This window comes from Mycobacterium pseudoshottsii JCM 15466 (assembly GCF_003584745.1).
Classification (GTDB): Bacteria; Actinomycetota; Actinomycetes; order Mycobacteriales; family Mycobacteriaceae; genus Mycobacterium; species Mycobacterium marinum.
In genome coordinates, this window is the sequence record NZ_AP018410.1 from 2,298,159 (window position 1) to 2,324,614 (window position 26,456).

Here is a 26,456-nt window from a genome sequence, read left to right on the forward strand (position 1 = left end):
GGCGGGTTGCGGGAAGGTGCGAGATGTCTTTTGTGGGTGTGGCTCCCGAAATGGTGGCGGTCGCGGCATCGGATTTGGAGCGGTTGGGGTCGACGATCAGCGCGGCCAATGTGGCGGCGGCGGGGTCGACCACGACCATATTGGCCGCCGGCGCCGACGAGGTATCTGCGGTGATCGCGGCGTTGTTCGGTACGCACGCGCTGGAGTACCAGGCGATCAGCACGCAGCTTTCGGTCTTTCATGAGCAGTTTGTGCAGACGCTGACCAACGGCGTCGGCGCCTATTCGGCCGCCGAACTGGTCAACGTGTTGCCGCTGCAGAACGTCGAGCAAGACCTGCTGAACCTGGTCAATGCTCCCACTCAGGCATTGTTCGGGCGGCCGCTGATCGGCAATGGCGCTGACGGGGCCGCAGGGACCGGGCAGGCCGGTGCGGCCGGCGGCATCTTGTGGGGCAATGGCGGTAGCGGCGGCTCGGGTGCGGCGGGCCAGGCCGGCGGTGCCGGTGGCGCGGCGGGCTTGATCGGCAACGGCGGCGCCGGTGGTGCCAGTGGGTTGGTCGGCAACGGGGCGGTCGGTGGTGCCGGTGGTATCGGCACCACCGATGGCGGGGCCGGCGGACAGGGCGGCAACGCCCGGCTATTTGGCACCGGTGGTGTCGGAGGCCACGGCGGTACCGGTGCGGGGTCCGGCAGCGGCGGGGCCGGTGGCGATGGTGGCCTCGGCGGTCTGGTGTACGGCAACGGTGGAGGTGGCGGTGCCGGTGGCGTCGGCGGTGCTGGCGGTGCTGGCATTGTGAGCGTCGCCGCGGGTAGCGGTGGCCATGGCGGCACGGGAGGGGCGGCCGGCCTGTGGGGTGTCGGTGGCCACGGTGGTGACGGAGCCCACGGTGGCGCCGGTGCTTCGGGTGGGGCCGGTGACGCCGGCAGCGGCGGCGGTGACGCCGGTGACGGCGGGGCCGGTGGGCGCGGTGGCTGGTTGGTCGGCGGTGGTGGGGCCGGCGGCTCTGTGGGCTCTGGCGGTAGCGGCGGTGCCGGTGGTTCTGGTGCCAACGCGGTGACTTTGGGCAGTGCGGGCGGCAACGGCGGTAATGGTGGCGACGGAGGCGCCGGTGGGGTTGGTGGCGCCGGCGGCCGGGGCGGGTGGATCAGCTTCTTGAGTGGGCAGGGCGCGGGTGGAGCCGGCGGCGACGGGGGAGCCGGTGGCGGGACCGGCAACGGTGGAGACGGCGCCGCCGGCACGTTCTTTGGCGGCACCGGTGCGGGCGGGAACGGCGGTCACGGGGGTGATCCGGGCAGCGGCGGCGCCGGCGGAGCCGGGGGTGCCGGATCCAGCGCCGGGGCGGCCGGCGCGGGCGGGCTGAGCCCGACCACCGGCGGCAACGGCGGTAATGGCGGTCGTGGTGCGGATGGCTATGGCACCGGCATTTCCGGTGCTTCTGGTGGGGCGGGGGGTGACGGCGGAAGGTATGGCAACGGCGGCGCCGGTGGCGCCGGCGGCGATGGGATGGGGGGTGCGAGCGGTTCTCGATCGTCTTTCCACCCGGACAAGACGGTGGTGGCGGCGGCATCGGCGGGTCCGGCGGCGAAGGCGGCGCCGGTGGGATGGGCGGCGCCATGGCGGGTCACGGCGGAGACGGTGGTGCCGGCGGTCATGGTGGCCAGGGGGGCTCGGGAGGTAGCGGTTCGCGCGGGGCGGACGGGGTCACCGGCCCGAACCCCAACGGTGGCGGCGGCGGTGACGGCGGGGCCGGAGGTGCCGGCGGCCAGGGCGGTAACGGTGGGCTGGCCGGTCATGCGCAGGCGGCCGGATATTCCGACGGTGTCCAAGGCGTGGGCGGGGCCGGCGGGAAAGGTGGTGCCGGAGGGCTCGCGGGTGATGGCGGCACCGGCGCGGCCGGCACGTTTGCCAATGGCGGCAATGGCATCGGTGGCACCGGCGGGGACGGCGGCGACAACGGCGCCGGCGGCGCGGGCGGGACCGGCGGTAGTGGCTCCACCACCGGTACGGACGGCGCATCCGGGACCACGACCACATCCGGCGGCAACGGCGGCAACGGCGGGCGCGGCGCCGATTCCGTCATGATCGGCGGCAAGGGCGCTGCCGGCGGAGACGGTGGTGACGGCGGACTGTACGGCAACGGCGGTAAGGGCGGCGACGGCGGCACCGGTCAGGGCGGTATCAGCTTCCTCGCCCCGGGCGGACAAACCGGGGGAGACGGTTCTACCGGTGGGACCGGCGGTACCGGTGGTGCCGGCGGTTCGGGTGGAGCCATGGCCGGCAGGGCGGCGATGGTGGTGACGGCGGCATGGGCGGTGGCGGTGGTGTCGGTGGTAACGGCAGCAACGGCGACCACGGAGTCTCGGGCGGCAACGTCAACGGGGGAACCGGCGGCGATGGCGGCAAAGGCGGGTCCGGCGGGCAGGGCGGTAATGGCGGAGCCGCCGGCAAAGCGTTAGCGGCCTCGTACGCGGATGGAGCCGAGGGTGCGGGGGAGCCGGCGGCATGGGCGGCACCGGCGGTCTCGCCGGTAACGGCGGTGATGGTGCAGACGCGGCCGCGGGCTCCGCAGGCACTGGCGGCAACGGTGGCCACGGCGGCAATAACGGCGCCGGCGGGGCGGGCGGCAAAGGCGGCACCGGCTTGACTACCGGTGCTGACGGCGCGACCGGGTCCCGCCTGACCGCGGGTGGTAACGGAGGCGACGGCGGAGATGGCGGCAGTGCGGCAACCGCCGGCGCCAAGGGTGGGGCCGGCGGTGTCGGCGGTGACGGCGGACTCTATGGCAACGGCGGCAAGGGCGGAAACGGTGGTGCCGGCGGGAACGGCGCCGCCGGCGGGCAGGGCGGCGGTGGTTCGGCGGGCGGCGCCGGTGTCGCTGGCGTTCAGGACGGTGCGGGTGGCGCGGGCGGCGGGGGCGGCCTGGGCGGTAGCGGTGGCGCCGGTGGCGCCGGCGGCGTCGGTGGGATTGGTGGTCAGGCCCACGCTGGCGGAGCATTCCACGACGGCGATGCCGGCGCCGGCGGCCTTGGCGGCAAGGGCGGAACCGGCGGCACCGGAGGCAAGGGTGGCACCGGCGGCGGCGGAGCCGATGCCACCGTGTTTGAACCCTTCGCCGGCAACGGGGGCCACGGTGGCGCTGGCGGTGGTGGTGGGACCGGTGGTGCCGGTGGGGCCGGCGGTACCAGCGGTGATGGGGTCACTGTGGCCGGGGCAGGCCCCACTGGCGGTACCGGCGCCGGTGGCGCCGGGGGCAATGGCGGCGCGGGTGGCAATGCCGACGGCGGTGGCATCGTCAACCCCGAGTACGGCGACGGAGGCGCCGGCAGTAACGGCTCCAGCGGTGGCGACGGCGGCTCCGGGGGCACCGGCGGCCGCTCCGGCGCCGGCATTTACAACAAGGGTGGTACCGGCGGCGTCGGCGGTGACGGCGGCAACGGCACCAATGGTGCGGGCGGCAAGGGCGGCTCCGGGGGCAACGGCGGCCGCGGGGCTGACGCGTCCCTGTTTGCTGACGCCGGCGATGGTGGTACCGGCGGCGATGGCGGTGACGGCGGTACCGGAACCGCGGGGGCCGGACGCGGTGGCACCGGAGGCGCCGGCGGTGGCGGTGGCACCGGGACAGGAACTCCGCCGCCTTTCGGCACGGGTGCCCCCGGCGGAAGTGGTGGCACCGGCGGCCATGGCGGCGATAGCGGCTTTGGATGGTCCGGCCAGGTCGGCTCTGCGGGCTCCGGTCCCAACGGGGTCATCGGCGGCAGCGGTGGCGACGGCGGAACCGGGGGCGGCTGAACACATTGCGGCAGCAGCGAATTCGTATGTGATGCGATGCCGGTTGCGTGCCATGCCGCGTCGGCCGCCTGAATCTAGTACTCGGAAACGCGCCGAAAAAGTGCAATTATGAGCGGGGTCACAGCTGCCGATGGTTGCGGGCTTGCCGAGTTGGAGGGCCAACATGTCGTATCTGATCGCTGCACCGGACCTATTGATGACAGCGGCGGCAGATGCGGAGGGCATCGCTTCTTCGATCATGGCGGCGAACCTGGCCGCGTTTGCTCCGACCAGTACGTTGATGGCCGCTGCCGGAGACGAAGTGTCGACGGCGATCGCCTCGTTGTTTGCTGGCCACGCTCAGGAGTACCAGCTGCTCAGTGCGCGCGCGGCGGTGTTCTACGAGCAATTTGTGCAGGCGCTGAGTACGGCCAGCGGGGCGTATGCGGCCGCGGAGGCCGCCAATGCCAACCCACTGCAGATCCTCATCGATGACGTTCTGGGTGTGGTCAACGCGCCCACGAACCTGCTGTTGGGGCGTCCGTTGATCGGCGAAGGAGCCAATGGCGCGCCCGGCACCGGCCAAGCCGGTGGGGCCGGCGGCATTCTGTGGGGCAATGGCGGGGCGGGTGGCTCGGGGGCACCGGGCCAGCAGGGAGGGTCTGGCGGAAACGCCGGGCTGATCGGTAACGGCGGCGTCGGCGGCGTCGGGGCATCGGCGGTGGCGTCGGCGGCGTCGGCGGCACGGGCGGATGGTTGCTGGGCAATGGTGGGACCGGCGGTACGGGAGGGGGGGAACGGGAAACATTGCCGGCGGGGCGGGAGGGTTCGGCGGCAGTGCGCTGTCCTTGTTAGGCAACCCGGGTGCCACCGGTACCCCTGGGGGACACGCCGACGTGCTGTACCTGTCTCAACAACAGGCCCTGGCTCTTTTTCTGTCCGCACCAGATGCGAATTTCCTGTTGATCGGCACCGACGGCACGAACCTGGCCAGCATTCTGGCCGATCCCGCCGGCACCCCGAACTTCCACGCGCTGATGCTGCATAGCGTCACCGCCGCGTCGACGATCTCCGGGCACACCAGCATCTCCAACCCCTCGTGGACGACCATCCAGACCGGAGTGTGGAGCGAGACGGCGGGCGTGTCCAACAACGTCTTCACTCCCTGGACATACGACACCTGGTCGACCGTGTACAACCAGCTCGAGGCCACCTATGGCGACCAGGTCAACACCACCGTCATCGCAAACTGGCCGGTCATTGCCGACATAGCCGGGGCCGGCTCGCACCCGGCCGACAACATCGAGTTCGTCCCGCAGGTCGCCGGTGATACGAACTGGATCGCGACGCAGAACCTGGTCGGCACGAAGACCCAGGCCGCGATTATGGCCGCCGATCCACAACAGGGAAACCTCATCTTCTCGTACTTTGTCGGTGTCGATAACAACGCACATATGTACGGTGGTGATTCGCCGCAATACCAGCTGGCCATTCGGAACATGGACTACAACCTTGGTTCCCAAACCCAAGACGGCGGTGGGAGATTGGGAGCGGTATACAACTGGGAGCAAATGCACCACGAAGAATTCTCCACGCTTGTGCTCACCGACCATGGTGAAACGGGGGCCCAACAGTTCAGTCTCACTCACGGCTTCCAATCGCCGCGTGAGACCGCAACCTTCCTGATCTTCGATCAGGCCTACAACGACGCCCACGATGGATTTATCAACAATTCATGGCAAATCGTCAGCACCACACCAACAATCCTGGACCAATTCCACATTCCTCCGCTGCCGTACATGCAGGGTGCGCCGCTGACGGATCCCAGTTTCGACAGCACCTACGTTGACCCCGGCAACAACCTTTTCAGTGTGCTCAGCGCCGATTTCGCCGCGCAGGGGTATCCGAATATTCCGACCAGCCTGAGGCTGGCGTCACGCACGCTCGTGACCACGATTCCGTTCGTGGTATACGAGCAGGTAGAAAACCTCGTCAATGCGGTGCCCAGCTTCCTGCAGGTACCGGTCTCATGGCTCGGAGTCGGCGTCTACCAGTTGGTGAATATCCCCGCGCAGATTTGGATCCGGCTCACCGGCGTGACCGGCAACGAAATCATTCCGCCGGTTTTCAACCCATTCCTGCCCTAGAGCCGGCCGCGATCACCTATATCCTCGGCGCATGTCCTCGACGATGCGCGGATTGTTCAGGGTGGACGGCTCGAGCATGTTGGGTCCGACGTCGCTGGAGAACACGGTGGCGGCGTTGAGCACCGGCTGGTTGAGGAAGCGCAGCGACGGTGCGTCGGCCGGTACGGCGGGGATGGGCGCGGTGCCACCCCGCCTGGCCAGGGCGAATCCCCAGTCGCCGAAGGTGGGCACGTGGACGTGGTAGGGCGTGACCGCATATCCGGCGGCCTTGATGGTTGAGACGGTGCGCCAGAACGCGGTCGGGGTGGAAATCGGGCTGCCGGCCTGCACCACCATCAAGCCATCGGGGGCCAGGGCGTGGGCGGCAAGCGCATAGAACTCGGCGGAATACAGCCGCCCCAACGCCGGAGTATCCGGATCGGGCAGGTCGACGATGACCGCGTCGAAGCGGCGGGACTGGCCCGAGTCAGTCCCGCGCAGCCATTTCATCGCGTCGCCGATCACCACCTGCACGCGCGGGTCATCCAGCGCACCACCGTTGGCCTGGCGCATGGTGGTGCGCGCCAGCTCGATGACCGCGGGGTCCAGTTCCACCTGCACGATCCGCTCGATGCGGGGCAGGCGCAGCAGTTCACGGGCCGCCAGTCCGTCACCGCCGCCCAGCACCAGCACCGAGCGGGCGCCGTCACCCAGTGCCGGGTAGACCAGGCTTTCGGTGTAGCGGTACTCGTCTCGGGTGGAGAACTGTAGCCCGCCATCGAGGTACAGACGCAGGTCGTTGCCGCGCCGGGTCACCACGATCTCCTGGTAGGAGGTGTGGCGGTAGGCGATGATCGGGTCGGCGTAAAGCTCTTGGCGGCTGGTGGTCTCGATGTCGCGGGCATGGACCAGCAGCGTGACCAGCAGCCCGAGCGCGGCAAGTAGAGAGCACAGCGCCATCGCCAGCTGCCGGGTGGAAACGACCTGACGGAGCAGGAAGATCGACACGACGGCCGCCGCCACCAGGTTGACGATGCCGGTGGCGGCCGCACCGCGGATCATGCCCAGATGCGGCAGCAGGACGAAAGGCCAGACCAGTCCACCGATCAGGGCCCCCAGATAGTCGGCGGCGTTGAGGTTGGCCAGGGTGCGGCCGGTGTCGGCCGCCTCGGCCAACCGGCCGCGCTGCAGGAGCGTCATCAGCAGTGGGACCTCGGCACCGACCAGTCCGCCGATCAGGGCGGTGCCCAGCGCAAGCACCCAGGTCGACCCATCGATGAAGGCGAACGCCACGTAAAGCGCCGCCGCGGACAGCCCGCCGATGATGCCCAGCAGGACTTCGACCGCGATGAAGGCGATGGCCGCGTGCGCCAGCAGCGGTTTGACCAGCAGGGCACCGGCACCCAGCGCGGCGATGTAGCCGGCCACGATCAACGAGGTGGCCACGATGCCGCCACCATCCAGGCTGGTCGACAGCGTGAGCAGTGCGAGTTCGTAGATGATGCCGCACGCCGCACAGGCCGCGACGGCCGCCAGCAGCAGTGCCCGCCAGCGTCCCGAGGCCGTCACGGTCCCGACGGTGTCGGGTGCCAGTGCGTGATCAGTCGCGGTCATGACAGCGCGGCAGCGATCACACCTCCCACCGACAGCAGCATCACCGCGGCGGCAAAGGCTGCCGGATGCAGTTGGGTCGCCTCGATGTGATCCCGAAAGCGGCCCGGCACTGCAATTTCGAGGACTACCAGCGCCGCCCCTTGCAGGGCGACGCCGACGAGCCCGTAGAGCGCGACCCCGAGCAGGCCCTCGCCGAGCTGGTTGGAGCTGGTGAAGATGGCGCTGATGATGACCAGGGCCAGCGCGGCGTACATGGAGCAGGCCAGCACGACCGCGTTGGGGCGACGTTCGACGAACACCAGGGTGCGCAGATTTCCCGGGGTCAGCAGGTTGACCATCACGAAGCCGACGATCAGGATGGCGAAGGCGACCAGGAAGTACAGAACGCTGGCGACCACGCCCCGCAGGAGCGGATCGACGCTGAGGGTGCCGAACTGGACTCCGGCCTGGTTGATGGCCTGGTACATGGCTGTCTCCTTTGCGTGTGCGCCAAGTGGGTCTTACTTGCTGCCGCCCGGGCCGCCGGGGTTGCCGCCCGAACCACCCGACGGAGATCCGGGATAGAACCCGGGGCCGAGAAAGATGTACGAGCCGTGGTTGTATCCGGCGCTGAGGTTTTCGACTTTGATGATGCACGGATGGGTGCCAGCGGGACCGACGCTGACAATGTTGTGCCGGTAGCGCAGGTACTCGGTTTCGCCATAAGACGCACGCGCGGCCGGTGACTTGTATCTGGACAGTGTGTTGGCCACCTGCTTGGGCGATCCTTCGCAGAGGTAGCGCGTTGCGTTGACGTCACGTGATTCTTGCTGATAGTGCGAGGCGATATAGGAGCCGATGTTGCGGTTCAACAGGGATACTCCGAAAACCATGGCCACCAAGGCGGCGACGGCCAGCGCGCTGGCGATGACGAACAACCGGTTGCGGCTCACGGATGCCACCAACTCGTAGTGTGCACGACGGTCCCGCCGGATCCGCCGGGGTGCAGCGGGTACAGATGCCAGGTATGCCAGCGCCAGCCCCTGCCCTCGGGTTCGGCGCTCAGTGCGGTCAACGCGGCCTCGTCGCCGGGAAACACGCCGCCCAGCCAACCGTTGTCGCGGCTGCAACGCTGTCGCAGGTCGTGCGCAAGGCTGCGGAAGCTCGATTCATCGTGCGTCTCGATGCGTGATTGGAGGCGATAGCCGGGCGCCTCGGTGCGCTCGGGAAGGCTTTCACCGTGGCCGCCAACCGCGCAGGAGACCTGTTCGGAAAAGTCGCCGTCGCGGTGCGCCACGGTGATGACGTGTGATGCGCCCAGCACGCCGAGCAGCAACGTACCCCCATCGGGGTGGTCCATCCGGCAGGTGGCCAGCGGCGGCGGCGCGGGCGCGTTGAGCGCAAGCCCAAGGCGCGCCCCGGAAACGTCGGCCGGAACCACGGCGAGCTGATGAAGCGGCACCGATAATCCCTAGTCGGCGGCCGGGGGCGCGGGGTAGACGGTCAGCTCGCCGGTCAGCACGGTCTTACCCGTGGAGATCTCCCACGGCATGTCCGGCGCCCAGCGCTCGAAACCCAGCAGCGCGGACTCGTCGGCACTGACGTAGTCGACATAGTCCATGTCCCCGCCGGCCGGCAGCCCTGTCGTTCCCTCGGTGGTGTAGCCGGCACGTCCCCGCTCCTCTTCCCGGAACGTGACGCCGTCGACCACGTGAACGCCGCTGGGCTGCAACGCAAGATCGGTGCGCTTGGTCCACATCGCGAGCTCCAGCCGCCCCTCATCCTCTTCGACACTGAACCAGATCGGCTCGTCGCCGCCTTCGAGCAGATGCTCCCACCACACGAAGGGGCCCACGCGGAACGTCACCGATCCGCGCACCACATAGTCGACGCCGCCGTAACTGACGATCGCACCCGGGCCCAGTTGCCGTGGGCCGAACTGCGGCATCGCGTTGAAGGCGAGCGGATCTTGGCGCTGGCCGGGTCTGGCTGGTGTCTTGGGCCGCCGCAGCGCCACCGTGAGAACGATGATGGAGGCGATGAATAGCATCACGGCCAGCAGAACCAGCAGAGTTCCCACGCATACCCTCCAGTACCGCGCTGCCGCGAAGTGGTTTGCCAATCACGGCGCATCGATGGTGCTCAAACGTAACAGCTTCGCCGGGGCCGGGTGCAGCCAAACCGCATTGATTGGGTGAGCAACTCGCGCGTGTCCTGCCGGCCGGTGTGGCGGCCAGCCGCTAGGCTATCGAACAATTGTTCGGACCCGGCAGGGCTGAAGGTGGGAGCATGCAGTGCGGGTGATGGGTGTCGACCCCGGGTTGACGCGGTGTGGGCTGTCTCTGATCGAGAGCGGCCAGGGTCGGCAGCTCACTGCGCTGGACGTCGACGTGGTGCGCACGCCGTCAGATGCCCCGTTGTCGAGTCGGCTGCTGGCCATCAACGAGGCCGTTGAACACTGGCTGGAGACGCATCGTCCGGATGTGGTTGCGATCGAGCGGGTGTTCTCCCAGCAAAATGTGAAGACCGTGATGGGCACCGCGCAGGCCGGCGGCGTGGTCGCACTGGCGGCGGCCAAGCGTGGTGTGGAGGTGCACTTTCATACCCCGAGCGAGGTGAAGGCGGCGGTCACCGGCAACGGTACCGCCGACAAGGCACAGGTCACCGCGATGGTCACCAGAATTCTTGCGCTGCAGACCAAACCGACGCCGGCCGACGCCGCCGACGCACTGGCGTTGGCAATCTGTCATTGCTGGAGGGCGCCTATGATCGCCCAGATGGCCAAAGCACATGCGCTGGCCGAACAACAACGGCGCAGCTATACCGCCAAACTCAAGGCCGCCCGATGATCTCGTCGCTGCGCGGTGAGGTACTCGAGGTGGCACTCGATCACGTGGTCATCGAGGCCGCCGGTGTCGGCTATCGGGTGAACGCGACGCCGTCGACTCTGGCGACGCTGCGGCAGGGGACCGATGCCCGCCTGATCACCGCGATGATCGTGCGCGAGGATTCGATGACCCTGTACGGCTTCGTTGACGGGGAGACCCGCGATCTGTTCCTGACACTGCTGTCGGTGTCTGGAGTGGGGCCCCGGTTGGCGATGGCGACGCTGTCGGTGCACGATGCCAACGGGCTTCGGCAGGCGTTGGCCGACGGCGATGTCACCGCGCTGACCCGGGTACCCGGAATTGGCAAACGCGGCGCCGAGCGAATGGTGGTGGAGCTGCGCGACAAAGTCGGTCCAGCGGGTTCGGCCGCCACCGCGCCCGCGGTAAACGGTCACACCGTGCGCGCTCCGGTGGTCGAAGCCCTGGTCGGCCTCGGGTTCGCCGCCAAGCAGGCCGAGGAAGCCACCGACAAGGTGTTGGCCGGCGACGGCGAGGCGACGACATCGAGCGCGCTGCGTGCCGCCCTGTCGTTGTTGGGGAAGGCACGATAGTCGATGAGCACCGATCCCGATGAGCGCGAGGTCTCACCGGCGCTGACCGTTGGCGATGGCGATGTCGACGTCAGCCTGCGGCCGCGCTCATTGCGTGAGTTCATCGGCCAGCCACGGGTGCGCGAACAACTTCAGCTGGTGATTCAGGGCGCCAAGAATCGCGGCGGCACACCGGATCACATTCTGTTGTCCGGTCCGCCCGGGCTCGGGAAGACCTCGCTGGCGATGATCATCGCGGCCGAGCTTGGTTCCTCCCTGCGGATGACATCGGGTCCCGCGCTCGAGCGGGCCGGCGATCTGGCCGCGATGTTGTCCAACCTGGTCGAGCATGACGTGCTGTTCATCGACGAGATTCACCGCATCGCCCGGCCCGCCGAGGAGATGCTCTATCTGGCCATGGAGGATTTCCGGGTCGACGTGGTGGTCGGCAAAGGGCCGGGGGCGACATCGATTCCGCTGGACGTCGCGCCGTTCACCCTGGTCGGGGCCACCACCCGATCCGGCGCGTTGACGGGGCCGCTGCGTGACCGGTTCGGTTTCACCGCACACATGGATTTTTATGAGCCCGCTGAGCTGGAGCGAGTGCTGGTCCGTTCCGCCGGAATTCTGGGCATCCAACTCGGTGCGGACGCGGGGGCCGAGATCGCCCGCCGGTCACGCGGGACTCCGCGGATCGCCAACCGGCTGTTGCGCCGCGTCCGTGACTTTGCCGAGGTTCGTGCCGACGGGGTGATCACCCGTGATGTCGCCAAGGCGGCGCTGGCGGTTTACGACGTCGACGAGCTGGGCCTGGATCGGCTGGACCGTGCCGTGCTTTCCGCCCTGACCCGCAGTTTCAGTGGGGGTCCGGTAGGTGTGTCGACGCTGGCGGTGGCGGTAGGGGAGGAGGCCAGCACCGTGGAGGAGGTGTGTGAGCCGTTCCTGGTCCGTGCCGGCATGGTCGCGCGCACTCCACGCGGCCGGGTGGCCACCGCACTGGCCTGGACTCACCTGGGCATGACGCCACCGGCGGGAGCGAATCAGCCGGGGCTGTTCGAGTAGCGAGTGGGCCGGGCGGCGGTGCTGGCTAGGGAGAGCCGTTCGTCCCATCGGTGCCGATCAGCGTGCCGCCGCTGCCGCCGGTGCCGCCGGTTCCTCCATTGACGCCGTTGCCTCCGTTGCCCCCGTAGCCCACGGGTGTCGGGGTGAACGAGCCGTCGGAAATCACCCCGACGCTGCCGCCGTTGGCCGCCCCTACGCCACTGCCGGCGTTGCCACCGTGTCCACCGGCGCCGATGCCGAACAACGCGCCCGCGTTGCCGCCGTCGCCGCCATTGCCCACGGCGTTGACGGTTGCCGAGCCGCCGTCGCCGCCCGCACCGCCGAAGCCCGCGCCGATGAGCACGGCGCCCTGACCGCCCTGGCCACCGGCGCCGCCGAAGTCGTTGGCGAATCCGCCGATGCTGCCGGCGCCGCCGACGCCGACGCCGACGAGTGCGACGCCCTCACCGCCGTCGCCGCCGGCACCCGCGGTGGAGTTGGCGGCGCCGCCGATGCTGCCGGCGCCGCCGACGCCCAAGCCCATCACGGCCGCGCCGGAACCACCCGCGCCCCCGGCGCCGCTGGTGCCGTTTGCGAAGCCACCGATACCACCGATACCGCCGACGCCGACACCGACGAGTGCGGCTCCTCCGCGGCCCGCACCGCCCGCGCTGGCGGCGGCGTTGCCGGCGCCGCCGATGCTGCCGGCGCCGCCAACTCCGACACCAAGCAGCGCTGTGGCGTCACCGCCCTGGCCGCCCAGGCCGCCGGTGTCGTTGGCGAAACCGCCGATGCCGCCGGTGCCGCCCTGGGCGTAGCCGAACACGGCGCCGCCCTCACCGCCCACACCGCCGGTACCTCCGGTGTGGGGGGTAACGGCGGTGGCTGAACCGCCCATGCCGCCGGCGCCGCCCAGGCCATAGAACAGACCGCGCCCGGCACCGCCGGCGCCGCCGTCCCCTCCGGCCACGCCGCCGCTCCCGCCGGTTCCGCCGGTGCCGCCGACGGCCGAGAGCGCGCCGCCGGCCCCGCCGATACCGCCGGTGCCCTGGGGAGCGTTGCCGCCGACCCCGCCGTTGCCGCCCCAGCCCAGCAAGGGCGCGTTGCCGCCGGCCCCGCCTGCACCCGCGATCTCGCCGATGCCGCTCACCGAACCTCCGGCACCCCCGTTGCCGCCGCTGCCGGCGAGCCAGCCGCCGCTGCCACCGGCTCCGCCGGTCCCGCCGAGGAAGCCGTTGCCGCCGTTGCCGCCGTTGCCGATCAGTCCGGCCGAGCCGCCGCTGCCGCCGTTTTGGAGGCCCCCGCTGGTGAAGCTGTAGCCGTTGCCGCCGTTGCCGTACAGGATGCCGCCGGCACCGCCGTTGGGGCTTGTCGCGGTTCCGTTGGCGCCGTTGCCGATCAGCGGGCGTCCGAACAGCGCCTGGGTGGGTGTGTTCACCGCGTCCAGCACGGTGGATTCCAGGGTCTGCAGTGGGGAGGCGTTGGCGGCCTCTGCGCTTGCGTAGACTCCGCTGGCCGAGTTGAGCAGCTGGACAATGCGCTGGTGTACCTGGGCGCCCTGGGCGCTGAGCGCTTGGTATTGCGCTCCGTGATTCCTCAGCATTGTGGCGATGGCGTGCGACACCTCATCGCCACCCGCTGCCAGCACGCTGGTGGTCGGTGCTGCGACGGCGGCGTTGGCCGCGCCCAACGATGTGCCGATGTTTGCCACATCTTGCGCCGCCGCGCTCACTAGCTCCGGAGTCGCGAACACAAACGCCATCGAGGCCTCCACCCAAGTCAGGTCACCCGCACCAACAAGCGAAAGAAGCCATTCTTACTGAACTTGGTTGGGGTTGCCTTCGTTTGGTGAGACTATTTGTCTCAGGTTTTGTGCCGCCCCGGCCGACCTGGGTCAACCGGCGCTTTTGTCCGCCAAATGGGTGTGACGAGTGGCCGCAGCGGGGTGGCGCGTGTGTCCGCGCGCCGCGGCCAGCCCGATATCAGGATCCGTTCGTCCCGTCGGCGCCGATCAATATGCCGCCGCTGCCGCCGGCGCCGCCGGTGCCAGGGGTGCCGCCGGTGCCGCCGTTGCCGCCGTTGCCGCCGTCACCGAAAAGCGTTTGGGTGAAGGTGCCGTTGGCAACTACCCCGATGTTGCCGCCGTTGCCGCCGTCACCGCCGTTGCCGCCTGCTCCGACGAAACTGTTGCCACCGACAGCACCATCGCCGCCGAAGCCCGCGCCCCACAGCGCGGCGCCTTGGGGCCGCCCGCGCCGCCGTCCCCGCCGGTGGCAGTGCCGAATCCGCCAACGCCGCCGATGCCACCGACGCCCAGTCCCGTGAGTGTGACGCCCTGGCCGCCGACACCGACCGCGCCACCGGTTGTGCCGGCGCCGCCCATGCCGCCGAACCCTCCGACACCCGCGCCGACGAACACACCGGCCACGCCGCCGGCGCCGCCGGTGCCACCGATGTCGCCGCCGTAGCCACCGATGCCGCCGGCCCCGGACTGGGCGTAGCCGATGATCACGCCGCTCTCGCCACCGGTGCCGCCGGTGCCGCCGATGCCGGTGGCATCGGTGGCAACGCCGCCGGCCCCACCGGAGCCGCCCAGGCCGAACAGCAGGCCGCCGCCCGCACCGCCCATCCCACCGGCGCCCTGAGTGGAGTCACCGCCAGCCCCGCCATTGCCGCCCCAGCCCAGCAAGGGAGCGCTGCCGCCAGCCCCGCCTGCGCCGCCGACCTCGCCGACGCCGGTCACCGAGCCCCCGGCACCTCCGTTGCCGCCGCTACCGGCGAGCCAGCCGCCGCTGCCCGCGGCTCCGCCGGCCCCGCCGAGGAAGCCGTTGCCGCCGTTGCCGCCGTTGCCGATCAGTCCGGCCGAGCCGCCGGTGCCGCCACTCTGGGTGCCCCCGCTGGTGAAGCTGTAGCCGTTGCCGCCGTTGCCGTACAAGAATCCGCCGGCACCGCCGTTGGGGCTCGTCGCGGTTCCGTTGGCGCCGTCGCCGATCAGTGGCCGTCCGAAGATCGCCTGGGTGGGTGTGTTCAGTGCGCCCACCACGTTGGATTCCAAGGTCTGCAGTGGGGAGACGTTGGCGGCTTCTGCGCCGGCGTAGGCTCCGCCGGCAGAGTTGAGTAGCTGCATGAAGCCCTGGTGGAACTGCGCGGCCTGAGCGCTGAGCGCTTGATATTGCGCGCCGTGACTACTCAGTAGTGCGGCGATGGCCTGCGACACGTCATCGGCGCCCGCCGAGAGCACGCTGGTGGTCGACGCCGCGACGGCGGCGTTGGCCGCGCCCAACGAAGTGCCGATACTCGCCACGTTCTCGGCTGCCGCGCTCACCAGCTCCGGGGCCGCGATCACAAACGCCATTTCAACCTCCACCTGTGTGATGTGCCTTACACATACTAGGAATGCGTGGGGCTTTTGGGGCGCCGTTTCCCGATCTGCTCCCAACCTGGCGTTTCGAGCCAGGTCCGGGCCGGTATGGTCGCGCATACCCGACTCCACCCGCCGGGTGAACCGAGCCGGTGCCGTTCGAGTAGTTCGAGTGGAAGGCCGTGATGATGATCATCGCCGGGTTGATATTTGCCGCGCTGGCGGGACTGCTGCACGTCTATATCTTCACCATGGAGTCGCTGACCTGGACCTCGCCGCGCACCTGCGCGACGTTTGGCACGACGGCGGAGGAAGCTGAAACCACCAAGCTGCTGGCCTTCAATCAGGGCTTCTACAACCTGTTTCTGGCGATTGTCGGCGGATTGGGCATCGCCGGTGTGGCCATGGGCCACAACGGGATCGGAGCCGCACTCATCTTCGCCGGCGTCGGATCGATGGCCGCGGCGGCGGTCGTGTTGTTGATCTCGGCGCCGGACAAGGCGCGAGCCGCGGTGACGCAGGGCCTGTTTCCGGTGATCAGCCTGGTCCTGCTCGGGCTCGGGCTCGCGTCGTAGGGCGATTCGCTGCTGCCTTGATCCTGTGACGGGCGTTACATCGCCTCAGCTTTCGGGTACCCGAAAAGGTATCGGAAGAGGAGATTGCGATGACGCACACAGAAGATCGCCCCGCCCGGTTGGGCATGCCACGCTCGCGCGGCGCGGTGACCGGGATACTTCTAGTGGTTCTGGGCGCCTGGGGAGCGCTGATCCCATTTGTCGGGCCTAGCTTCGATTTCGGCTATACCCCCGGCCACGCGTGGACCGCCGCCCGCGGCTGGCTGGAGGTGTTGCCTGGCATCGTGACCGTGGTCGCTGGTCTGCTATTGATCATTTCCACAAACCGCGCCAGTGCGGTGTTCGGTGGCTGGCTGGCCGGTCTTGCCGGAGCCTGGTTTGTGGTCGGAGTTTCGCTCGCCCCACTGTTGAGGATCGGCTCCGTTGGCGACCCGGTCGCGGCCACGAACTTCAAACGCGCCCTCATCGAGGTCTCGTACTTTTCGGGCCTGGGTGTGGTGATCGTGTTCATGGCCGGTGCCGTCTTGGCAAGGCTGGTGGCGCGATTGGCGCGCGATATCCAACCGGTACCCGCGCCGGCCTATGCGGCCTACGCGCCCGAGGCGGACCAGACAGCCGAGGAGGAGCCGCAGGACGAGCCCGAGTCCAAGGATCCCAAGTCAAAGGACGAGGCAACGGAAGAGGAAGCGCCGAAGGAACCCGAGGAGAGCGAGGCCGAGGCCGAGCATCACGGCCTGGCGTTTCACCCGTTCCGCCGACACCGCGCCGGCGTGTAGCCGGGTAGAGCGACCTGGCCGCCGGCCGGCGCCGGTACTAACCGGACTGGCCGGCGCCGCCCGCGGCGCTGGGCACAAATTGGAAGGAATTGCCGCCCTGGCCGCCCGCGCCCCCACCCGTGCCGCCCGAGCCGCCGCTGGTGGTGCCCGTTCCTCCGGTGCCGCCGTTGACTCCATCGGCGCCGTTACCAGCGTCAAGGCTCAAGGTGGAGGCCAGGGGACCGCCGCCGCCCCCGCCGCCGGTGCCCCCGGGAGCCCCGGTGCCTCCGGAGCCGCCGAAGGCGCTGCTGAAGGTGGTGCTGCCGGCGAACGCTATGGCGTTGCCTCCCGCGCCTCCATTTCCGGCGGCGCCACCGGCGCCGCCGGCGGCGCCACCTCCACCGCCGCCCCCGCCGACGGCACCCGTCCCGGCGGCGGCACCCGCGCCTCCTCCGCCACCGCCTCCGCCGGTACCGCCTCCGCCGGTACCGGCGCTGGGGTCGGGCCGGTGTTGCTACTGGATGCGGTGCCGCCGGTGCCGCCGGTGCCGCCTTGGCCGCCGAGGGCACCGTTGCCTCCGCCGTTGCCGCCGTGGCCGCCCGCGCCACCTCCTCCGCCACCGCCGGCATATCCGACGGCGGTATCGATGCCAGAGGTGTTGTTGCCGCCATTTCCGCCATTTCCGCCAATACCGCCTTGGCCGCCCTGACCGCCGATGGCGTTGGCGGCGCCGGGCGCCCCGCCATTGCCGCCGGCACCGCCATTGCCGCCGGTACCGCCGCTCGCGCTGGCGGTGCCGCCGGTGCCGGTGTTGATACCGCCGTTGCCACCGGACCCGCCGCCGACCCCACCGATACCGGCGCCGCCAGCGCCTCCGTCACCCCCGGCGCCACCGGGGCCGCCCGTGGTCGGGGCGGTGCCGTCGGTGCCGGTGGTGCCGATGCTGCCGGCCCCACCGTTGCCGCCGAGACCGCCGTTGCCGCCGAGACCGCCGTTGCCGCCGGTACCGATGCCGCCGTCGGAGCCGGCATGCGCCAAGAAATTGACTGGCACGGTCACGGCGCCGGCGGCCCCCGCGGCGCCGGCGGCGCCGCCGGCGCCGCCCATTGCGCCGTCGCCACCGGTCATGCCAAAGCCCGTTGCGTCGCCGCCGTTGCCGCCTAGGCCGCCGGCCCCGCCCAGGCCGCCGGCCCCGCCGCCACCACTGGACCCGCCGATCAGCGACTGGTCGGCCCCGCCGGCCCCGCCGGTCCCGCCGAAACCACCGATTTGTCCGGTCACGCCGGCCGAGCCCAACGTTCCCGCGGCTCCGTCCGCGCCGGCCCCGCCGGCCCCGCCAGCCCCGCCGGCCCCGAACAACGACACCAGTTGCCTATTGGCCCCACCGGCCCCGCCGTCACCGCCAGTCCCACCCGCTTGCGCGGTGCTGCCGACCGCACCGGCTCCACCGGCCGCACCCGCTCCACCGGCGCCACCGACCCCGCCGTTGCCGCCGCCGATGAGCCCGTTGGCGCCGCCGGTCCCGCCGGCTCCGCCAGCCCCGCCGGGAGTGGTCGCGCTGCCGCCGGCGCCGCCGGCCCCGCCGGCACCCACAGGCCCGCTGATCCGCCCGCGCCACCAGCCTGCCCGGGCGCGCCCGACCCGCCGTTGCCGCCGTTGCCTACCAGCCACCCGCCGTCCCCGCCGGCCGCCCCGGTGCCGTCCACCCCATTGGCGCCGTTGCCGATCAGCGGGCGCCCGGTCAGCATTTGGCTGGGGGCGTTGATGCCCGCCAGCAGGTCCTGCTCCAGGGTTTGCAGCGGCGAGGCGTTGGCGGCCTCAGCCCCCGAATAGGCTCCTGCGCCGGTAAGTAGTGCCCGCACAAAGTCGGTATGGAACTGCTCCATGCGCGCGCTGAGCGTTTGAAATTCTTGCGCGTAGGCGCCAAACATTCGGGTGACAGCCGCTGATACCTCGTCGCCGGCCAGCGGGGCTATCGCCGTGGTCGACGGCGCCGCTGCCCCGGTAGCCGCCCGCACGGCATCCCCGATCCCACTCAAATCGTTTGCTGCCGCGGTCAAGAACTCAGGTGTTGCGATTACAAAAGACGACATCGTTGGCGCTCCTGCGGTAGGGCGGTCAGTCTCCTATAAGAATGTGACACCCACCTCACGCGCAGCGCATAGAAAATTCACATTGTTAGCAAAAAATTTGCAAACACCGCCCAGCTCCACGATGGGTTCGGGCCGTTGGACTTGTCCCCGTCCTCAGAGCAGGCCGAGTAGGCGCAGGTCGCTGACGTACTTCACGATGATCGGCGCGCCGACGTGCGGAATGTCTTTGTCGGGGCCGATCTTGGCCTCTTGCACCGCTGCCCGGAAGCGATCGGTAGGGGCGATCGACCCGCGGACGGGCCGCTCCGGCTGCCGATAGTTGTGCAACAGCGGCAGCAGTGAGCTGTGCCGCTGCCGATCGGGCAGTGCGCGCAGTGCGGTTTCGAAGCGCTGCAGCCAGTCGCCATAGTCAGCGATGCGCTGGATGGGGCAACCGGACTCGTTGAGCCAGTCGACGAACTCGTCGAGTCCGATGCCGTCGTCGTAAGGGTTCATCACGTGATACGTGTGGAACCCATCCTGGCTCTGCGCACCCAAAGTCGAAATCGCCTCGGCGATGAACTCGACGGGCAGACCGTCATAGTGGGCGCGTTGCCGGGCGCCGTCGGCCGCAAGCTCATAGAACGAACCCGGCGCGATACCGGTGGCCGCCAGGCTCAGGATCATCCGGGTGAACATGTCCGGCACGTTGAGCTGTCCCGCCCATGTGGTGTCGGCCAGGATCATGTCGCAGCGGAACACCGCAACCGGCAGGCCACACAGGACATGCGCCTCGCGCAACAGCACCTCGCCGGCCCACTTGCTGTTCGAATAGCCATTGGCGTAGCTGTCGTCGACCGCGCGGGTGGCGCTGATGACCCGGATGTCGGCGTCCTCGGTGAACGCCGACGGCGGGATCTGGTCGGCGACACCGATTGTCGAGGTGTAGCTGTAGGGCTTGATCTTGGAGGTGAGCGCCAGCCGCAGCAGCTCGGCGGTGCCCAGCGCGTTGGGCCCGAACAGCTGGCTGTATGGCAGTACGTGGTTGACCAGGGCCGCGGGGTCGACGATCAGGTCGACCGTGTCGGCCAGGCGTTGCCAGGTCTGCCGGTCCAGTCCGAGGTCGGCTTCGCCCTTGTCACCGGCGAGCACCTCGAGGTGGTCGCCGGCCAGTGCGCGGTAGTGGGCCAGCAGTTCGGGGGCGCCGCTGTCGAACGTCTTGTCCAGCCGCGCCCGTGCTTCGGTGTCGGACTTGGCCCGGACCAGGCAGATCAGTTTGCCGTCGACCAGGTCCATCCGCTCCAGCCATTCCAGGGCCAGGTAGCGCCCGAGGAAGCCGGTGGCGCCGGTCAGCAGCACGGTGCGCACTTGGGTGTTTGCGGCGGGCAGCCGGGGAGCTTCGGCCAGGGTTGCGGCATCGATGAATTTGTCCAGGGACAGGTCACCGGCATGCACCTCGGTGACCTGCTCATTCGAGGCGTCGTGGACCGAGGCGAAGGTCGGCCGTGACGAGCCGGGTTTGCGAGCCGCCTCGACGTAGTCGGCCAGGGCCTGCAAGTCGTTGGCGGGGCTGACGATGACGCCCACCGGCACTTCGATGTCGAAGATCTCGTGCAGCAGGTTGGTGAACGACAGCGCCGACAGCGAGTCGCCGCCCAAATCGGTGAAGTGCGCATCGGGCTGGACGTCAGAGGCGCTGCCGCCCAACAGCGCGGCCGCCGCGCGGCACACCGTCACCAGCACCGGCGCATCGGCACCGCTTTGGCGCAGCGAGCGCAGTTCGTCGGCCTGGCCGTGTGCCAGGTCCGTGTAGATCTGCTCGAGAAGCTCGCCGTAATGCTTTTTCAGCTGCGGCCTGGCCAACTTGCGGATGCCGGTGAGCAGGCCGTTCTCCAGCGTCCATGGTGTTGTTTCGATGATGAAGTCGCGCGGGATCTCGTAGGACTGCAGGCCGGCGGCCTTTGCGACCTCTTGCAGCGAGTCGCCCAGCCGCGCCTTGAGCTCCTCGACAGGCACGGCGTCCAGCGCCTCCTGGGTGGGGACGATCACCGCCAACAGGTAGGCACGGGCGCTGTTGCCGTAGATGTAGATCTGCCGTACCAGTGGGCTGTCGCCAAACACCGCTTCGAGTTTGGAGACGGTGACGAACTCGCCCTGCGACAGCTTCAACACGTTGTTGCGGCGGTCGAGGTACACGAACTGTCCGGGGCCGACCTCGGCCATGATGTCGCCGGTCCGGTAGAAGCCGTCAGCATCGAACACGTCGGCGGTGACTTCGGCTCGCTGGTAGTAGCCCGGGAACAAACTATCGGTCTTGACCAGCAACTCGCCCCGCGGATGTGGCCGGTCGGTCAGGAAGTAACCCAGGTCGGGAACATCGACCAGCTTGTAGTCGAGTACCGCCGGGCGCCGAATGGCTCCGTCGATCAGGATCATCCCGGCCTCGGTGGAGCCGTAGCCCTCGACCAGATGCATGTCGAGCAGCTCCTCGACCCACGCCTTCATCTCGTCGGAGATCGGGGCGGAGCCGGTCAGTGCGCTGGTATACCGTCCACCGAGCACGTCGTTGCGTATCTCGGCCTTGACCTGGGCTTCGAGCGCGACCCGGTCGGCGCCGTCGACCAGGCGGCGGTCGACCTCACTCTGAAACTCGTCGAACACCATGTCCCACACGCGCGGCACGAAGGTCAGCTCGGTGGGCCGCACCAGCGCCAGGTCTTCGAACAAGGTGGAGAGATCGCTTTTCGCCACGAAGTAGGCGGTGCCGCCATTGCACAGCGTGCCGTACAGGATTTGGCGGCCCATGACGTGGCTCATTGGCATGAAGTTCAGCGTGATCGACGGCTCGTAGCCGCCTTCGAACCAGGTGCGCTTGCGCCAGAAGGCCGCAACGTTGCGTCGGGGGTACATCGCGCCCTTGGGCGCACCGGTGCTGCCCGAGGTGTAGATCAGTAGCGCGAGCGAGTCGTCGGACACATCGGTGCCGGGCGCCGAGCCGGCGGACGCACCGCGGGGCACGTCGCCGCGCGCGATGGCCTCGGCCAGGGTTTCGACGACCGCCGAGCCAGCCAGGCGCTCCCGGGCGGATTCGACCGCTGCGCGGTGTGCGTCAACCTGCCGGTGGTGGTCGAACACCAGTACTCGGGTAGCGGTCTGACCGGACAGAGCCAATTCGGTGGCGTCAGCGAGTGCGTCGACGCTGGCCGCGATCATGGTGGGCTGGGTCTCGGCGACGATCGGCTGCAGCTGGGTTATCGCCGCGCTGGTCTGCAGTGGTACGGCCACCGCGCCCAGCCGCGCCAAAGTCATGTCGATCGCGGCGTAGTCGACGCTGTTGAAGCCCAACAAGCAGACCCGGTCGCCCGGTTTCACCGTCTGTTCGGTGCTGAGCACGTCGGCCAGTGCGCTGATGCGGTCCCAAAGCTCGCCGTAGCTGATGGTTTCGAAGTGGGGGAGCAGTCGCAGCGTGGTGTGGCCGGTGCCGGCATCGGTCACGAATTCGACCGAGCGCTGAGCGAGAGCCGGCCGATCGGCGTATCCGGTCATGACGGTCTCGATGATCTGGGGTAGCGGTAGACCCGGCCGCTCGATTGCTGCGGTGATCGCCGTGGCGGGTTTGGCGGCGGCGAACTGCGGGTCGTTGGCGTAGAGGTCCTGGATGCGGCGCTCGAGCCGCTCTTCACGCGTGATTGGCGACATGGCAGATCCTTGCAATAGCTCAGAAAATCGAGAATTTGACCGCGCGACGTTGCGCTAGACAACTAGAACGTTAGCTAAAGTAAATAACTTTCTCAATGCCTCGGCCGGGCCAAGTGTCGCCAAAGGGTGTGATCTACCCCACCGCCGAGTCCGGGTGTCGACGGATGGGGGACGGGCCGGCTAGAGGTCGGCCAGGATCTGGCACAGGATGTCGAGGCCTTCGGACAGCAGCTCGTCGCTGATCGTCAGTGGTGGCAGCAGCCGGATCACGTTGCCGAACATTCCGCACGTCAAGACAATTACGCCGGCAGCATGGGCGGCGGCGGCCAGCTTTTGGGTGAGCGCAGCGTCGGGTTCGGCAGTGCCCGATTTCACCAGCTCCATGGCGATCATGGCGCCGCGGCCGCGCACATCGCCGAGACGGTCATCGGCGGCTTGCAGGCGCAGCAATCGGTCCATCACCAGTCGTTCGATCTGGCGGGCCCGTTCGACCATGCCGTCGCGTTCGATCGTTTCGATGGTGGCCAGGGCCGCCGCACACGCGACCGGGTTGCCGCCGAAGGTGCCGCCCAAGCCGCTGGTGTGCGGGGCGTCCATGATCTCGGCCCGGCCGGTGACCGCCGACAAGGGGAATCCGTCGGCGATGCCTTTGGCGGTGACGATCAGGTCGGGCTCGACGTTCTCGTGGTCGCACGCGAACATGGCGCCGGTGCGGGCAAATCCGGTCTGCACCTCGTCGGCGATGAACACCACGTCGTTGTCGCGGCACCACCGCTGCAGCGCGGGCAGGAAACCGTCGGCCGGAACGATGAAGCCGCCCTCGCCCGCGATCGGTTCGATGATGACCGCGGCCAGGTTGGCGGCGCCGATCTGCTTGTCGATGAGGTTGATGGCGCGTTCGGCGGCAAGCTCACCGTCGGTGGCGATGTCTTTGTCGAGCAGGTTGTCCCGGTAGGGGTAGGACACCGGTGCGCGGTAGATCTCCGGCGCAAAGGGGCCGAAGCCGCTCTTGTACGGCATGGACTTGGCGGTCAGCGCCATCGTCAGGTTGGTGCGGCCGTGGTAGGCGTAGTCGAACGCGACCACGGCCTGCTTACGGGTGTGCGCGCGGGCGACCTTGATGGAGTTCTCCACCGCCTCGGCGCCGGAGTTGAACAGCACCGTCCGCTTCTCGCCGGAGCCCGGGGTGATCCGATTGAGCTGTTCGGCGACGGCCACGTAATGCTCGTAGGGGGTCACCATGAAGCAGGTGTGGGTGAACTGCTCCACCTGGTCCCGTACCGCGTCCACCACGCGGGGCGCCGAATTGCCGATAGTCGTGACGGCGATGCCGGAGCCGAGGTCGATCAGCCGGTTGCCGTCGGCGTCCTCCACGATTCCGCCACCCGCGCGAACCACGAACACCGGCAGGGTGACCCCGACGCCACCCGACACCGCCGTGGCCCGGCGCTTGTTGAGCTCCAACGACGCGGGGCCGGGGATTTCGGTGACCAAGAGACGACTTTGATCGAGGCTGGCCACGGGTGTTCTCCTCTCGCGCGGCGCGGGGGTCGCGTCGCGGGTAAAAGCGTATCTGCTCACCGCAGCCCGGCGATCCCTGTGGGGCGGGACGGCAATGGGGCGGGTGCCCGTCGGGGTGCGACCTGCGGGAATGGCAGACTGGACCGTTACGAGGCGCGCGAGCCCGGTGTCACGCTCGGCGCCGTCCTCGAATGCCGAGGGAATGCCGATTCGAAAGACAGGCGTGTTGATGGAGAGTTTCGTCCTATTTTTGCCGTTCCTGCTCATCATGGGCGGCTTCATGTACTTCGCCTCGCGACGGCAGCGCAAGGCCATGCAGGCCACCATTGACCTGCACGAGTCGCTCGAGCCTGGCGACCGGGTGCACACTACTTCTGGCCTACAGGCCACCGTCGTCGGCATCACCGAGGACACCGTCGACCTCGAGATCGCCCCCGGTGTGGTCACGACCTGGATGAAGCTGGCCGTACGCGACCGGATCCTGCCCGATGACGACTCCGACGGCGACCTCGATGCAGAAAGCCCAGAAATCTCGGAAAGCCACACAGCCAAGGAGCTGTGATCGGGGTTCGGGGTCCGAACATGGCAAGCCGCGTGCGTGACGCACGCGCCCCGCAGCGCCACGTAGGCTCTGTCGGGGGTAAGAACGGAATTTCAAGGAGATAAACGGAACGTGGCGTCGTCTTCTGCGCCGGTGCATCCTGCCCGCTACCTGTCGGTGTTTCTGGTCCTGTTGATCGGCGTCTACCTGCTGGTTTTCCTCACCGGGGACAAGAAGGCGGCCCCCAAACTGGGTATTGACCTGCAGGGCGGCACCCGGGTCACGCTGACCGCGCGGACCCCGGACGGCTCGGCCCCCAGCCGCGAGGCGCTGGCCCAGGCCCAGCAGATCATCAGCGCCCGGGTCAACGGGCTCGGTGTGTCTGGCTCCGAGGTCGTTGTGGACGGGGACAACCTGGTCATTACGGTTCCCGGAAACGACGGCAACGAAGCTCGCAACCTCGGGCAGACCGCACGGCTGTACATCCGGCCGGTGATGAACTCGATGCCTGCCCAGCCCGCTGCCCAAGAACCGCAGCAGGAACCGCAGCAGCCGGGCGGCACTGCGCCCGCCCCAGGCGGACCGGCGCCGAATGCGGGGCAACCGCCCGAATCCGGTGCTCCCGCTTCGCCGCAATCCGGCGCCCCGGCTGCCCCGCAATCGGGAACTCCGGGCCGCCCGGGGGCGCAGCCGCGGCCCTATCCGCAGGACCCACCGCCGTCGCCGGCTCCCGCTCCCAGCCCGGCCCCGACGGGCAGCCCCGCGCCACCCGCCACCGGGGCCCAGCAGCCGGCGGACTTGCCGCCGGGCGAAGAGCCCGCGCTGCCGGATCCGCGCAAGGATCTCGCTGAGCGGATTGCGAAGGAGAAGAAGTGGCGGCAGAGCACCAACCAGTACATCCAGATGGTCGCTCTGCAATTCGAGGCCACCCAGTGCGGCAAGGACGACATCCTGGCCGGCAACGATGACCCGAAGTTGCCCCTGGTGACCTGCTCCACCGACCACAAGACCGCCTACCTGCTGGCGCCGTCGATCATCAGCGGCGATCAGATTCAAAACGCCACCTCCGGAATGGATCAGCGCAGCATCGGCTACGTGGTGGATCTGCAGTTCAAGAGCCAGGCGGCCAACACCTGGGCTGACTACACGGCCGCTCACATCGGTACTCAGACCGCCTTCACCTTGGACTCGCAGGTCGTGAGCGCACCGCAGATTCTGGAGGCGATACCCGGCGGCCGGACCCAGATCAGTGGGGGAGAGCCACCATTTAGCGCATCGACCGCACGCCAGCTGGCCAACGTCCTGAAATATGGTTCGCTGCCGCTGTCTTTCGAGTCGTCTGAGGCACAAACGGTTTCGGCGACATTGGGTTTGACGTCGCTGCGAGCGGGCCTGATCGCGGGCGCGATCGGTCTGGCGTTGGTGCTGCTCTACTCCCTGCTGTATTACCGGGTGCTCGGGTTGCTCACGGCGCTATCGCTAATCGCCTCTGGTGCAATGGTTTTCGCGATCCTGGTGTTGTTGGGTCGCTATATCAACTACACCCTTGACCTGGCGGGTATCGCGGGTCTGATCATCGGTATCGGCACCACCGCCGACTCGTTCGTGGTGTTCTTCGAACGAATCAAGGACGAGATCCGTGAGGGTCGTTCGTTCCGCTCGGCGGTGCCACGAGGTTGGGCGCGCGCCCGCAAGACGATCGTGTCGGGTAACGCGGTCACCTTCCTGGCCGCCGCGGTGCTGTACTTCCTGGCAATCGGGCAGGTGAAGGGTTTCGCATTCACGCTGGGCCTTACCACGATTCTGGACATCGTCGTGGTCTTCCTGGTGACCTGGCCGCTGGTCTACTTGGCCTCTAAGTCGCCACGGTTGGCGAAGCCGGCTTACAACGGCTTGGGTGCGGTTCAGCAGGTTGCTCGCGAACGGCGTGCCTCCGACTCGAGGACTCGATCGGGCATCGCGAAGACGGGACGGGGATAACGCC

Annotated in this window: 20 protein-coding genes and 2 pseudogenes; 11 read left to right on the forward strand and 11 right to left on the reverse strand. The window is 69.0% G+C overall.

Annotated features, from left to right (window positions below; genetic code table 11):
- Positions 1-23: 23 nt before the first annotated feature.
- The 4 genes and pseudogenes from MPSD_RS30750 (at position 24) to MPSD_RS30765 (ending at position 5,917) form a co-directional block, all read left to right on the forward strand.
- Positions 24-2,084 carry a PE family protein gene (locus MPSD_RS30750; RefSeq protein WP_372509690.1) on the forward strand — a complete coding sequence of 687 codons (2,061 nt, stop codon included), beginning with the start codon at positions 24-26 and terminating at the stop codon, positions 2,082-2,084.
- Positions 2,081-2,458, forward strand: a complete 378-nt coding sequence (locus MPSD_RS30755) for a hypothetical protein (RefSeq protein ID WP_020787908.1) — start codon at positions 2,081-2,083, stop codon at positions 2,456-2,458. Before MPSD_RS30750 ends, MPSD_RS30755 begins: the two co-directional genes overlap by 4 nt.
- Positions 2,459-2,504: 46 nt before the next feature.
- On the forward strand, positions 2,505-3,791 hold the full coding sequence (locus MPSD_RS30760; protein WP_167470894.1) for a hypothetical protein: 1,287 nt from the start codon (positions 2,505-2,507) through the stop codon (positions 3,789-3,791).
- Between the two features lie 163 nt (positions 3,792-3,954).
- A pseudogene (locus MPSD_RS30765) lies at positions 3,955-5,917 on the forward strand (PE domain-containing protein).
- A 12-nt stretch (positions 5,918-5,929) separates the two neighbouring features.
- Here MPSD_RS30765 and MPSD_RS10540 read toward each other — a convergent pair.
- Genes MPSD_RS10540 through MPSD_RS10560 form a run of 5 tightly spaced genes read right to left on the reverse strand, consistent with a single transcriptional unit; the run spans position 5,930 to position 9,569 of the window.
- Complete coding sequence (locus MPSD_RS10540) at positions 5,930-7,510, reverse strand: polyamine aminopropyltransferase (RefSeq protein WP_086084648.1); 1,581 nt, start codon at positions 7,508-7,510, stop codon at positions 5,930-5,932.
- A complete protein-coding gene (locus MPSD_RS10545) occupies positions 7,507-7,977 on the reverse strand; it encodes a DUF350 domain-containing protein (protein ID WP_086084649.1) in 471 nt (156 codons plus the stop codon). The genes MPSD_RS10540 and MPSD_RS10545 overlap by 4 nt, the downstream gene beginning before the upstream one ends.
- A 33-nt stretch (positions 7,978-8,010) precedes the next feature.
- On the reverse strand, positions 8,011-8,442 hold the full coding sequence (locus MPSD_RS10550) for a DUF4247 domain-containing protein (RefSeq protein ID WP_020787903.1): 432 nt from the start codon (positions 8,440-8,442) through the stop codon (positions 8,011-8,013).
- Positions 8,439-8,951 carry a DUF2617 family protein gene (locus MPSD_RS10555; RefSeq protein WP_012393878.1) on the reverse strand — a complete coding sequence of 171 codons (513 nt, stop codon included), beginning with the start codon at positions 8,949-8,951 and terminating at the stop codon, positions 8,439-8,441. The genes MPSD_RS10550 and MPSD_RS10555 overlap by 4 nt, the downstream gene beginning before the upstream one ends.
- Before the next feature lie 9 nt (positions 8,952-8,960).
- Positions 8,961-9,569, reverse strand: coding sequence for a DUF4178 domain-containing protein (locus MPSD_RS10560; protein WP_020787902.1), 609 nt, complete (start codon positions 9,567-9,569; stop codon positions 8,961-8,963).
- 214 nt (positions 9,570-9,783) lie between these two features.
- Here MPSD_RS10560 and ruvC point away from each other — a divergent pair, with 214 nt between their 5' ends.
- From ruvC to ruvB, 3 genes are read left to right on the forward strand one after another with little or no spacing between them, the layout of a single operon-like run.
- A complete protein-coding gene (gene ruvC, locus MPSD_RS10565) occupies positions 9,784-10,338 on the forward strand; it encodes a crossover junction endodeoxyribonuclease RuvC (RefSeq protein WP_011739820.1) in 555 nt (184 codons plus the stop codon).
- Complete coding sequence (gene ruvA, locus MPSD_RS10570) at positions 10,335-10,928, forward strand: Holliday junction branch migration protein RuvA (RefSeq protein ID WP_011739821.1); 594 nt, start codon at positions 10,335-10,337, stop codon at positions 10,926-10,928. Before ruvC ends, ruvA begins: the two co-directional genes overlap by 4 nt.
- 3 nt (positions 10,929-10,931) lie before the next feature.
- Positions 10,932-11,969 carry a Holliday junction branch migration DNA helicase RuvB gene (gene ruvB / locus MPSD_RS10575; RefSeq protein ID WP_012393880.1) on the forward strand — a complete coding sequence of 346 codons (1,038 nt, stop codon included), beginning with the start codon at positions 10,932-10,934 and terminating at the stop codon, positions 11,967-11,969.
- Positions 11,970-11,994: 25 nt separating this feature from the next.
- Here ruvB and MPSD_RS10580 read toward each other — a convergent pair whose 3' ends face one another.
- Together MPSD_RS10580 and MPSD_RS10585 are read right to left on the reverse strand one after the other, a co-directional pair.
- A complete protein-coding gene (locus MPSD_RS10580; protein ID WP_086084673.1) occupies positions 11,995-13,710 on the reverse strand; it encodes a PE family protein in 1,716 nt (571 codons plus the stop codon).
- Between the two features lie 363 nt (positions 13,711-14,073).
- A complete protein-coding gene (locus tag MPSD_RS10585; protein WP_232022807.1) occupies positions 14,074-15,303 on the reverse strand; it encodes a PE family protein in 1,230 nt (409 codons plus the stop codon).
- Positions 15,304-15,497: 194 nt separating this feature from the next.
- Between MPSD_RS10585 and MPSD_RS10590 the strand changes: the two genes are divergently transcribed.
- Both MPSD_RS10590 and MPSD_RS10595 read left to right on the forward strand, forming a co-directional pair.
- Positions 15,498-15,884: a DUF1304 domain-containing protein gene (locus MPSD_RS10590; RefSeq protein ID WP_036427408.1), complete on the forward strand. Its 387-nt coding sequence runs from the start codon at positions 15,498-15,500 to the stop codon at positions 15,882-15,884.
- Between the two features lie 89 nt (positions 15,885-15,973).
- Entirely contained in the window at positions 15,974-16,660 is a 687-nt protein-coding gene (locus tag MPSD_RS10595; protein ID WP_086084650.1) for a hypothetical protein, read from the forward strand.
- Positions 16,661-16,697: 37 nt separating this feature from the next.
- Here MPSD_RS10595 and MPSD_RS28400 read toward each other — a convergent pair whose 3' ends face one another.
- The 4 genes and pseudogenes from MPSD_RS28400 to gabT all read right to left on the reverse strand — a co-directional run bounded on the left by MPSD_RS28400 (position 16,698) and on the right by gabT (position 23,931).
- Complete coding sequence (locus tag MPSD_RS28400) at positions 16,698-16,865, reverse strand: hypothetical protein (protein WP_020724894.1); 168 nt, start codon at positions 16,863-16,865, stop codon at positions 16,698-16,700.
- A gap of 854 nt (positions 16,866-17,719) precedes the next feature.
- A pseudogene (locus MPSD_RS29205) lies at positions 17,720-18,732 on the reverse strand (PE family protein); the annotation flags it as partial.
- A 153-nt stretch (positions 18,733-18,885) separates the two neighbouring features.
- A complete protein-coding gene (gene car / locus MPSD_RS10610; RefSeq protein WP_086084652.1) occupies positions 18,886-22,410 on the reverse strand; it encodes a carboxylic acid reductase in 3,525 nt (1,174 codons plus the stop codon).
- 180 nt (positions 22,411-22,590) lie between these two features.
- Positions 22,591-23,931, reverse strand: a complete 1,341-nt coding sequence (gene gabT, locus MPSD_RS10615) for a 4-aminobutyrate--2-oxoglutarate transaminase (protein ID WP_020787896.1) — start codon at positions 23,929-23,931, stop codon at positions 22,591-22,593.
- 229 nt (positions 23,932-24,160) lie between these two features.
- Between gabT and yajC the strand changes: the two genes are divergently transcribed.
- Positions 24,161-24,493: a preprotein translocase subunit YajC gene (gene yajC, locus MPSD_RS10620; RefSeq protein WP_015355869.1), complete on the forward strand. Its 333-nt coding sequence runs from the start codon at positions 24,161-24,163 to the stop codon at positions 24,491-24,493.
- 111 nt (positions 24,494-24,604) lie between these two features.
- Positions 24,605-26,452: a protein translocase subunit SecD gene (gene secD / locus MPSD_RS10625; RefSeq protein WP_020787894.1), complete on the forward strand. Its 1,848-nt coding sequence runs from the start codon at positions 24,605-24,607 to the stop codon at positions 26,450-26,452.
- The last annotated feature ends 4 nt before the right edge of the window (positions 26,453-26,456 follow it).

What these genes read in the sequence shown, in the direction of transcription:
- MPSD_RS30750 (WP_372509690.1), top strand. Translation starts at nt 24, where the DNA reads ATGTCTTTTGTGGGTGTGGCTCCCGAAATGGTGGCGGTCGCGGCATCG.
- MPSD_RS30755 (WP_020787908.1), top strand. Translation starts at nt 2,081, where the DNA reads ATGATCGGCGGCAAGGGCGCTGCCGGCGGAGACGGTGGTGACGGCGGA.
- MPSD_RS30760 (WP_167470894.1), top strand. Translation starts at nt 2,505, where the DNA reads ATGGGCGGCACCGGCGGTCTCGCCGGTAACGGCGGTGATGGTGCAGAC.
- MPSD_RS10540 (WP_086084648.1), bottom strand. Translation starts at nt 7,510, where the DNA reads ATGACCGCGACTGATCACGCACTGGCACCCGACACCGTCGGGACCGTG.
- MPSD_RS10545 (WP_086084649.1), bottom strand. Translation starts at nt 7,977, where the DNA reads ATGTACCAGGCCATCAACCAGGCCGGAGTCCAGTTCGGCACCCTCAGC.
- ruvA (WP_011739821.1), top strand. Translation starts at nt 10,335, where the DNA reads ATGATCTCGTCGCTGCGCGGTGAGGTACTCGAGGTGGCACTCGATCAC.
- ruvB (WP_012393880.1), top strand. Translation starts at nt 10,932, where the DNA reads ATGAGCACCGATCCCGATGAGCGCGAGGTCTCACCGGCGCTGACCGTT.
- MPSD_RS10580 (WP_086084673.1), bottom strand. Translation starts at nt 13,710, where the DNA reads ATGGCGTTTGTGTTCGCGACTCCGGAGCTAGTGAGCGCGGCGGCGCAA.
- MPSD_RS10585 (WP_232022807.1), bottom strand. Translation starts at nt 15,303, where the DNA reads ATGGCGTTTGTGATCGCGGCCCCGGAGCTGGTGAGCGCGGCAGCCGAG.
- MPSD_RS10590 (WP_036427408.1), top strand. Translation starts at nt 15,498, where the DNA reads ATGATCATCGCCGGGTTGATATTTGCCGCGCTGGCGGGACTGCTGCAC.
- MPSD_RS10595 (WP_086084650.1), top strand. Translation starts at nt 15,974, where the DNA reads ATGACGCACACAGAAGATCGCCCCGCCCGGTTGGGCATGCCACGCTCG.
- car (WP_086084652.1), bottom strand. Translation starts at nt 22,410, where the DNA reads ATGTCGCCAATCACGCGTGAAGAGCGGCTCGAGCGCCGCATCCAGGAC.
- yajC (WP_015355869.1), top strand. Translation starts at nt 24,161, where the DNA reads ATGGAGAGTTTCGTCCTATTTTTGCCGTTCCTGCTCATCATGGGCGGC.